The organism is Umezawaea tangerina (genome assembly GCF_003002815.1).
GTDB lineage: Bacteria > Actinomycetota > Actinomycetes > Mycobacteriales > Pseudonocardiaceae > Umezawaea > Umezawaea tangerina.
The window spans coordinates 265,107-275,708 of record NZ_PVTF01000007.1 but is presented as its reverse complement, the minus strand read 5'-3'; the positions used below and the strand labels follow the sequence as shown (position 1 = coordinate 275,708).

General features: G+C 73.6%; 1 protein-coding gene. It reads right to left on the bottom strand.

Features of this window, described 5'->3' with window-relative positions; translation table 11 throughout:
* Positions 1 to 38 precede the first annotated feature (38 nt).
* Positions 39 to 10,457 (bottom strand): type I polyketide synthase, encoded by a 10,419-nt coding sequence (locus tag CLV43_RS24185; protein WP_106189553.1) that lies wholly within the window; start codon positions 10,455 to 10,457, stop codon positions 39 to 41.
* Positions 10,458 to 10,602: the final 145 nt, after the last annotated feature.

The following is a 10,602-nucleotide window of genomic DNA, read 5'->3' as shown; positions in this document are numbered from 1 at the left end:
CAGAGTTCCTCACCGTGAAGCTCGGGCAGAATGGTCGTTCAGGCGGGGCCGAACTCCTGGTCGATCAGGTCGAGGAGCTCGCCAACGGAGCTCGACTTGATCTCGTCCTCGGATCGCGCGGCCGTCGACCGCATCGGCTGCCGGAACCGCAGCACGAGCACTTCGAGGCGGTCGGCGATCGCCTTGTGCTCGTCGTCCTCCGGTGGTGACGCGTTCAGCGCGCGTTCCAACCGGTCCAGCTCGTCCAGGGGTGAACCGGGGCGCGCCGTCGGGTCGCCCGCGGTGACGTCCTTGAGGATGTAGTCGGCGACGGCCTCCGGTGACGGGTGGTCGTACACCAGCGTCGCGGGCAGCCTCAGCCCCGTCACCACGCCGAGCCGGTTGCGCAGCTCCACGCCCAGCAGGGAGTCGAACCCCAGCTTCCGGAACTCCCGCCCCATCTCGACCCCGGCACCGGTGCCCAGTCCCAGGACGACGCCGACCTCGGAGCGCACCACGGCCATCACCGCGGTCCGCGCTTCCTCCGGTCCCAGCCCGCGCACGCGTCCGGCGAGACCTTCGGCCGCGGCACCAGGGGATCCGGACCCGACCGCACGGCGTCGGACGCCCAGCAGCCCGCGCAGCACCCACGGCACCACCAGGCGCGTGCGCAGCGCGGTCCAGTCCCAGCGCACCGGAACAACGTTCACCGCGCCGGACCCGACCGCCACGTCGAACAGCCCCAGCCCGTCGGGCACGGACAGCACACCGACACCGTCGCGGCCCAACCGCGCCATGTCCCGGTCCAGCAGGCTCCCCGTCATCCCCGTGCCGGAGTCCCACACGCCCCACGCCAGCGACACGCCGGGCAGTCCCGACGCACGCCGCGTGACCACCAGGCCGTCGAGGAACGCGTTCCCGGCGCCGTAGCCGGACTGACCGCCGTTGCCCATCACGCCGACCACGGACGAGAAGACGACGAAGCCCCGCAGCGGCATCCCCAGCGTCAGCTCGTGCAGGTGCCAGCCGCCGTCGACCTTGGGCCGCAGCACCCCGGACACCCGGTCCCGCGACAGGGACTCGACCACACCGTCGTCCAGGACACCGGCCGTGTGCACCACGGCGGTCAGGGGGCGGTCGGCCGGGATCCGCGCCAGTGCCGCGGCGAGGTCGTCGCGGTCGGCCGTGTCGCACGCCGCGACCTCCACGGAAGCACCGTTCGCCTCCAGGTCGGCCACGAGCTCGGCGGCTCCCTGCGCGGCGGGTCCCGACCGGCTGAGCAGCACGAGGTTCCGCATCCCGTGCTCCACGACCAGGTGCCTGGCCAGCGCCCCGCCGAGGCCGCCGGTCCCACCGGTGACCAGCACGGTGCCGTCGGGGTCCCAGCCGAGGTGCGGTCCGGGGTCGACCCCGGACATCCGGCCCAACCGGCCGACGCGGACCTCCCCCTTCTCCAGCAGGGCCTGGGACTCGCCCGACCCGAGGACCGCGGCCAGCGGCAGGTCCCCGCCGTCCCAGTCGACCAGGACGAACCGGTCCGGGTTCTCGATCTGGGCGGACCGCACGAGTCCCCAGACCGCCGCGGCCGCCAGGTCGTCCCCGGACACCGCGCCCCGGCTGACGACCACCAGCCGCGAGTCGGCCAGCTCCTCCGCGGCCAGCCACTGCTGGATCATTTCGAGCACGTCGCCGGCCAACCCGTGCGTCGACGCGACCACGTCGTGGTGGCCGACGACCGACGTCACCACCACCTTCGGCACCACACCGCCCGCGCGCAGCGCGGCCACGTCCGCGGCCTCGGCGCAGGAGACACCCGCGGCCCGCAGTCCGGCGCGGACGCCGAGCACGTCCGGTCCGAGCACGACCGGCGTACCGAGGTCGGCGGTCGTCTCCGGCCGGACGGGCGTCCAGTCCACCGCGAACAACGAGTCGCGGCCGGGACCGCCGGAACCGGCCGCCCGGTCACCCGACATCAGGCGCAGGGACAGCGACTCGACGACCACGACCGGTGCGCCAGCGTGGTCCGCGGCCACGATCGACACGGTGTCGCCGGTCCGCGTCATCCGCACGCGCAGCGAGGACGCACCGGTCGCGTGCAGGCCGACACCCTCCCAGGAGAACGGCAGGGCGCCCGGCTCGACCCCGAGGTCCGCGATGAACACCGGGTGCAGCACCGCGTCGAACAGCGCGGGGTGCAGTCCGTAGGCACCCGCCTGGTCCTGGATGGCCTCGGGCAGCGCCGTCTCCGCGAAGACCTCGTCACCCCGCTGCCAGACCGCCACCAGGCCGCGGAACATCGGCCCGTAGGCCAGACCCGCGTCCACGATCTCCTCGTAGAAGCCCTCGATCGGGACCGGCTCGGCGTCGCGCGGCGGCCACTGACCGGCCGCGAAGGCCGTGTCGACGGACTTGGTCCCGACCACGACCGCGCCACCGGCGTGCCGCACCCACTCCTCGTCGGCACGGGAGAACACACCGAGCTCGCGGCGGCCCTCCTCGTCCGCCGGGCCGAGCCACACCTGCACCGGGACGACGCCTTCGGCGGGCAGCACCAGCGGTGCCGTCAGGGTCAGCTCCTCGATCCGGTCGCACCCGACCTCGTCGGCCGCCCTGGTCACCAGCTCCACGAAACCGGTGCCGGGGAAGAACACCCGGCCCGCCACGACGTGGTCGACCAGCCACGGCAGCCGCCGGATCGACAGCTCTCCGCTGAGGACCGTTCCCCGTCCACCCGCGACGTCGACCGACGTCAGGGTCAGACCGGCGCCGGTCGTGGCCTCCGGCCAGTACCGCTCGTGCTGGAAGGCGTACGTGGGCAGGTCGACCGTCACCCCCGCACCGCCGAACACCGAAGCCCAGTCCACCGGGACACCGGCCACGAACAGCGCCCCCAGCCCTGTCAACACTCGGTCCAAGCCACCGTCGTCACGACGCAACGACCCCACCAACACCGCATCCGCACCCGCGTCCTCGATGGTGTCCTCGACACCGACCGTCAGGATCGGGTGCGGGCTCGACTCCACGAAGACGCCGTGCCCGGACTCCAACAACACCCGCAGAGCGGTCTCCAGCTGGACCGTCTCCCGCAGGTTCCGGAACCAGTAGCCCGCGTCCATCGTCGAGGTGTCCAACCAGTCACCCGTCACCGTCGACAGGAACGGCACCTCACTCGACCGCGGCTCCAAAACCGCCAGCCCCTCCAGGATCGCGCCCTCCAACTGCTCCATCTGAGCCGAGTGCGACGCGTACGCGACGGCGACCTTCTTCGCCCGCACCCCCTCCGCGAGACAAGCGGCGATCAACTCGTCCAACGCCTCGACCTCGCCCGAGACGACCACGTTCGACGGCCCGTTCACCGCCGCGACAGACAGCCGCCCGTCCCACTGGACCAGCCGCGACTCCACATCGGCACGGGACGCGGACACGGACGCCATCCCACCGCGACCGGACAGCTCGTTCGCCACCAAACGGCTGCGCAGGCAGACGATCCGCGCACCGTCCTCAAGGGACAGAGCACCCGCCACGCACGCAGCCGCGATCTCACCCTGCGAGTGACCAACCACAGCAGCGGGAACAACACCCCACGACCGCCACACAGCGGCCAACGACACCATCACAGCCCACAACACCGGCTGCACCACATCATCACCCGCAAGCGGCGGCGCACCATCAGCCCCACGCAGCACGTCCACCAACGACCACCCCACGAACGGCGCCAGAGCCTCGGCACAACGGGCGATCGACTCGGCGAACACCGGGGACGCGTCCAGCAGCGCGACACCCATGCCCACCCACTGCGAACCCTGACCGGGGAACAGGAACGCGACCTTCCGCTCCCCCTCCCCCCGCTCGCCCGACACCACTCCGGGTGCCGAGACACCCGCCGAGGCCGCGAGCAGGCCGGCCACCAGCTCGTCGTGGCCGGAGCCGACCACCACCACCCGGTGGTCGAACAGCGACCGCGTCGACACCAGCGAGTGCGCGACGTCCACCGGCCGCACGTCGGGCCGGTCCGCCAACCAGGACACCAGGTTCCCGGCCTGCTCGCGCACCGCGGCCGCCGACTTGCCCGACAGCACCCACGGCACCGGACCGGTCGACTCCCGCACCGGTCGGGCACCGGTGGCACGGGCCTGCTCCAGCACCACGTGCGCGTTCGTCCCGCTGACGCCGAACGACGACACGGCCGCCCGCCGCGGCTTGCCGGTGGCGGGCCACTTCACCTGCTCCGTCAGCAGCTCGACCGCGCCGGCCGACCAGTCCACGTGCGAGGACGGCTCGGTCACGTGCAGGGTCTTCGGGAGCAGTTCGTTCTGCATGGCCATGACCATCTTGATCACACCGGCGACACCGGCCGCACCCTGGGAGTGCCCGATGTTCGACTTCACCGACCCCAGCAGCAACGGCCGATCGCGGTCCTGCCCGTAGGTCGCCAACAACGCCTGCGCCTCGATCGGGTCGCCCAGCCTGGTCCCCGTGCCGTGCGCCTCGACGACGTCCACTTCGGACGGCGAGAGGCCGGAGTTGGCCAGCGCCTGCTTGATCACCCGCTGCTGCGACGGACCGTTCGGTGCCGTCAGACCGTTCGACGCGCCATCCTGGTTCACCGCCGAACCACGCACCACAGCCAACACCCGGTGGCCAAGGCGCTCGGCGTCGGAAAGCCGCTCCAGCACCAGCATCCCGACCCCCTCGGACCAGCCGGTGCCGTCGGCCGAGTCGGAGAACGCCTTGCACCGGCCATCCGACGACAGCCCGCCCTGCCGGGAGAACTCGACGAACGTGTCCGCGGTCGACATCACGGTGACCCCGCCCGCGAGCGCCAACGAGCAGTCACCGGTGCGCAGCGCCTGTTCCGCCCAGTGCAGCGCCACCAACGACGACGAGCAAGCCGTGTCGACGGTGACCGCGGGCCCTTCCATGCCGAGGAAGTAGGACAGGCGACCGGACAGCACGCTCGGGGTCGTCCCGGTCATGACGAAGCCCTGCGCGTCGTCGCGGTCGGCGACCAGGGAGGCGTACCCGCTGCCGAACGTCCCGATGAACACCCCGGACCGGGTGCCGCGCACCGAGGACGGCGCGATGCCGGACCGCTCCAGCGCCTCCCACGAGGTCTCCAGCAGCAGGCGTTGCTGCGGGTCCATCGCCAGCGCCTCGCGCGGCGAGATGCCGAAGAAGTCCGAGTCGAACGCCGCGACGTCGTCGAGGAAACCGCCCGACCGCGTCGAGCTGGCCCCGGTGAACAGGCCTTCCAGGTCCCAGCCCCGGTCGGTCGGGAAGTCGGAGAGCACGTGCTGCCCGGAGACGACGAGCTGCCACAGGTCTTCCGGCGAGCTGATCCCACCGGGGAACCGGCACGCCATGCCGACGATCGCGATCGGCTCGCCCGCGTCGGCCGGGGCCACGGCGGTCGTGCCACCGGCGTCGGCAGCATCGCCGAACAGCTTGCCGGACAGGAACTCCACGAGGCGGTCGGGGGTGGGGTGGTCGTAGATCAGCGACGTCGGCAGGTCCACCTCGAGCGCCGCGACGAGCCGGTGGCGCAGCTCGACCCCGGACAGCGAGTCGAAGCCCAGCTTGCGGAACTCGCGCGTGCGGTCGAGCCGGTCGGCGGCGGAACGCCCCAGCACCACGGCCGACTCCGCCAGCACCAGATCGGCCAAGGCCCGGTGGCGTTCGTCGACCGGCAGGTGGGCGAACCGCGTGGTCGCGACCGGTTGCGGCTCGACGACCTCCGGCTCCTGGCTCCTGGTCTCCACCAGGCCGCGGAGCAGGGGCGGCACGTCGCCGCGAGCTCGCAGCGCGCGCAGGTCGACGGCCATCGGGAGCACCACCGGCCGGTCGGCCGTCATGGCGGCGTCGAACAGGGGCACGACCTGCTCGTCGGTCAACGGCGGCAGTCCGGCGCGGACCAGTGCCGCGCGACCGGTCTCGGTCAGCCCGTCCGCCGAGGTGCCCCAGGCCAAGGCCCGCGAGGGCAACCCGAGCGCGTTCCGCTGTTGTGCCAACGAGGTCAGGTACGCGTCCGCCGCGAACTCGGCCCCGGCGGCCTCGCCGGTCACGGCGGCCGCGGAGGAGAACAGGACGAACGCCCGGAGGTCGAGGTCGAGCGTGGCCTCGTGCAGGGCCCAGGCCAGGTCGGCGTTGTCCCACGACGACCCGTCGGCGTGGTCGGGGGCCACGACGACGGCCGTCACCGGGTGTTCGGCCTGCTCGGCCGCCACGACGTCGCGGACCGCGCCGCCGTCCCAGGGGTCGTAGAGCACCACGTACCGCATGCCGTGCTCGGCTTCCAGGTGCCTGGCGAGCCGTCCGGCCGCCCCTTGGGGGTTGCCCGCGACCAGCACCGTCCCGTCCGGGGACCAGTCGACCGGCGTGCGCCCCGCGGTCACCCGGCCGAGCACGGGGACGAGCAGCAGCCCGTCCCGGACCGCCAGCCGCGGTTCGTCCGCGGCCAACGCCCGGAGCAGCAAGGCATCCGCGGGGGCGTCGAGGTCGACCAGGTGCACCCGGCCGGGGTGCGACGCCTGCACGGCGCCCAGTGCTCCCCAGACGGCTCCGGCGGTCAGGTCCTCTCCGGTGTGCGCGCCGCGGGTCACGACCGTCACCCGGTCCGACCCGTTCCGGTCGAGGCACTGCCGCACCACGTCCAGCGCGGCGTCGGCGGACGCACGCGCCGAGGCCGGGTCCTGGTCCCCGCCGGGGACGCACATCAGCACGTCGACCGGCTCCGCGTCCGCGGGGAGGTCTGCCGCGCCCGCGGCGGTGATCGCCCAGACCCCGTTGTCCCGCAGGACGTCCGCGAGCCCCAGCACGTCCGCCCCCAGGACCACCGGCGCGGACGCGGGCTCGCGCGCCCCGGACCGCGCGGGCACCCAGTCGAGGCCGAACAGGCCGCCCGGCACCGCGGCGACGTCGACCAGCGTCTCGGCCGCGACCGGCCGGGTCTCGAACGCACCCACCGAGACGACCGGCACGCCCTGGTCGTCCGTCGCCACCAGCGACGTGCTGTCGGCCCCGGTGGCGGCCATCGTCACGCGCAGGACCGACGTCCCGCCCGTGTGCACCACGACGTCCGCCCAGGACGTGGGGTACGGCACTCCTTCGGCGTCGTCGGCCGTGGCGAACGACCAGGCCCTGGCGGCGGTCTCCAGCAGTGCCGGGTGCAGCCCGAAGGCGCCCGACCGCGTCCGCTCGGGCAGGACGAGCTCGGCGAACACCTCGCCGCCGCGCCGCCACAGCGACCGGATCCCGCGGAACGCCGGTCCGACGGCGAGTCCCGCCTCGGCCAACCGGGGATAGCGGCTCGCGGGCTCCACCTGTTCCGCGCCCACCGGTGGCCACACCCCGGAGGAACCGGCCACGGCCTCGTCCCCGACGGCCGAGAGCGCGCCGGTGGCGTGGTGAGTCCAGTCGGACGCCGAGTCCGGCCGGGAGTGGATGTCGACGCGGCGGCGGTCACGGCCGTCCACGCCGTCGATCCGCACCTGCAGCAGCAGGGTGTCCTGGTCCGGCAGCACCAGCGGTGCGGTCAGGTCCAGCCAGTCGATCCGGTCCAGGCCCGCCTCCCGTCCGGCCCGCAGCGCCAGCTCGACGAACCCGGCGCCGGGGAACACCGGCCTGCCGAGCACGGCGTGGTCGGCCAGCCACGGCTGCTCGGCCACCGACAGCCCGCCGGTCAGCACCACGACCTCGGACCCGGCCACCGGCACCACCGCGCTCAGCCACGGGTGCCCGACACCGGGTCCCCGGTCACCGGTGCCCGCGGGACTCGCGTCCATCCAGAACCGCAGGTGCCGGAAGGGATAGGTGGGCAGCTCGACCCTGGTCCCGGCGCCGCCGAACACCGCGGCCCAGTCCACCGGGGCACCGGCCGCGAACAGGACACCCAGCCCGGTCAGCACGCGGTCGAGGTCGCCGTCACCGCGGCGCAGGGACCCGACGGACACGGCTTCGGCGCCCGCGTCCCGGACGGTGTCCTCGACGCTGATCGTGAGCACCGGATGCGGGCTCGACTCCAGGAACAGGTCGTGACCGGACTCCAGCAGCAGGCGCACGGCGGGCTCGAACTGCACGGTGCAGCGCAGGTTGCGGAACCAGTAGTCCGCGTCCAGGCCCGCCGTGTCGACCCAGCCGGGGTCCACCGTGGACATGAAGGGGATCTCGCCCGTGCGCGGGCTCAGCCCGGCCAGACCGGTCAGCAGCTCGTCGCGGACGGCCTCCATCTGGGCCGAGTGCGACGCGTAGTCGATCGGCACGCGCTTCGCGCGCACCCCCTCGGTCTCGCACCGGGCGGCGAGCTCCGCCAGCGCCGCGAGCTCACCGGCGACCACCACGTTGGCCGGGCCGTTGACCGCCGCCACCGACAGCAGGCCGTCCCAGCGCGCCAGCATCGCGTCCACCCGCGCGCGGGAGGCGGTGACGGACAGCAGCCCGCCCATCCCGGCCAGCTTCCGCGCGACGATCCGGCTGCGCAGGCACACGATCCGCGCGCCGTCCTCCAGCGAGAGCGCGCCCGCCACGCAGGCGGCGGCCATCTCGCCCTGCGAGTGCCCCACCACGGCCGCCGGTTCCACGCCGAGCGACCGCCACATCTGGGCCAACGAGATCATCACGGCCCACAGCGCGGGCTGCACGACCTCGTCGCCCTCGAGCGCGGGCGCGCCCGGAGCACCACGCAGCACGTCCACCAGCGACCAGTCGACGAACGGCGCCAACGCCTTGTCGCACCGGGTGACCCAGTCGGCGAACACGGGTGAGGTGTCCAGCAGCGCACTGCCCATCCCGGCCCACTGCGAACCCTGCCCCGCGAAGACCATCACGACCTTGCGGCCGTCCGCGGCGGCGTCCGCACCACCGACCACACCGGCCGCCGGGAGACCGTCGGCGGCCGCTCGCAGCCGGGGTACCAGCTCGTCGCGGTCCCGGCCCACGACGACCAGCCGGTGGTCGAACGCGGTCCGGTCCGCGACCAGCGACCGCCCGACGTCGACAGCCCCCAGGTCCGGACGTTCCTCCAGCCACGACACCAGGTTCGCGGCCTGCGTGCGCGCCGCGGCGGCCGACTTCGCCGACAGGACCCAGGGCACGACGGCCGGTCCCCCACCGGTCGGTCCGACCGGGTCGACGGCGGGAGCCTGCTCCAGGACCACGTGCGCGTTCGTCCCGCTGATCCCGAACGACGACACCCCGCAGCGCCGCGGGCCGTCCCCGCCCGCCCATTCGCGGTGCTCAGCCAGCAGGGCGACGCCGGAGGTCCAGTCGACCTCGGGGGTCGGGGAGGCCACGTGCAGCGTGCTGGGCAGCACGCCGTGCCGGAGCGCCTCGACCATCTTGATGACGCCGACCACCCCGGAGGCGCCCTGGGTGTGGCCGACGTTCGACTTGACCGAGCCGATCCACAGCGGGTCGTCCGCGGTCCGGCCGTCGCCGTAGACCGCTTGCAGGGCGGCGACCTCGACCGGGTCGCCCACCCTCGTGCCGGTGCCGTGCGCCTCCACCGCGTCCACATCGGACGGACGGAGCCCGGCGTCGGCGAGGGCGTCGCGGATGACCTGCTCCTGGGCGGCCCCGCTCGGAGCCGTGAGCGACGGGCTGGCGCCGTCGTGGTTGACCGCGGACCCGCGCAGGACGGCGAGCACCTCGTGGCCCTGCTCCCGCGCGTAGGACAGCCGCTCCACGAGCAGCAGGCCGACACCCTCGCTCCAGGCCGTGCCGTCCGCGTCCGCGCTGAAGGGCTTGCACCTGCCGTCGGGGGCCAGGGCGCCCTGTCGGCTGAAGGCCAGGAACGGCCCCGGCGTCGGCATGACGGCGACGCCGCCCACGATGGCCTGCTTGCACTCGCCGTGGCGCAACGACCGCGCCGCCAGGTGGAGGGCGACCATCGCGCCGGACGAGGCGGTGTCCACGGTCATGGCGGGCCCGCGCAGCCCGAGCTGGAAGGCCAGCCGCCCGGAGTTCACGCCAGCGGAGGTGCCGGTGTGCAGGTGGCCTTCCGCGCCACCGTCGGCGTTCGCCGTACCGGGGCCGTACTGGTGGTTCTCCGAGCCGATGAACACGCCCACGGCGCTGCCGTGCACCCGCGTCGGGTCGACGCCGACCCGTTCGAGCAGGTGCCACGCCTCCTCCAGCAGGAGCCTCTGCTGCGGGTGCATCGCCTCGGCCTCGCGCGGGGAGATCCCGAAGAAGTCGGCGTCGAACCCCGCGACGTCGTCGAGGAAACCGCCGCGCCGGACGTAGGTCCGACCCGGCTTGCCCGGATCCGGGTCGTAGATCCCGGCCACGTCCCACCCGCGGTCGTCGGGGAACGGCCCGAACACGTCACCGCCGTCGACCAGCAGCCGCCAGAGCTCCGCGGGCGTGGTGACACCGCCGGGGAGGCGGCACGCCGTACCGACGATCACGACCGGATCGTGTCGGCTGTCCATCGTGTCCTGGGACGTGCCGGTACCGGACGGCCTGCGGACGTCGTTCGTCATGACGCCGAATCACCCCAACCACTGTAAGCATGGACAGAGAACTCCGTGCTGGAGCGTAGGAGCGGTCCGACCGCGCTTTCCCTACACAATCGGGGCGCTCGGCGGAGCCCGGCGCGACCGACCGGCTCCTGCGGGCTCTTCTAGG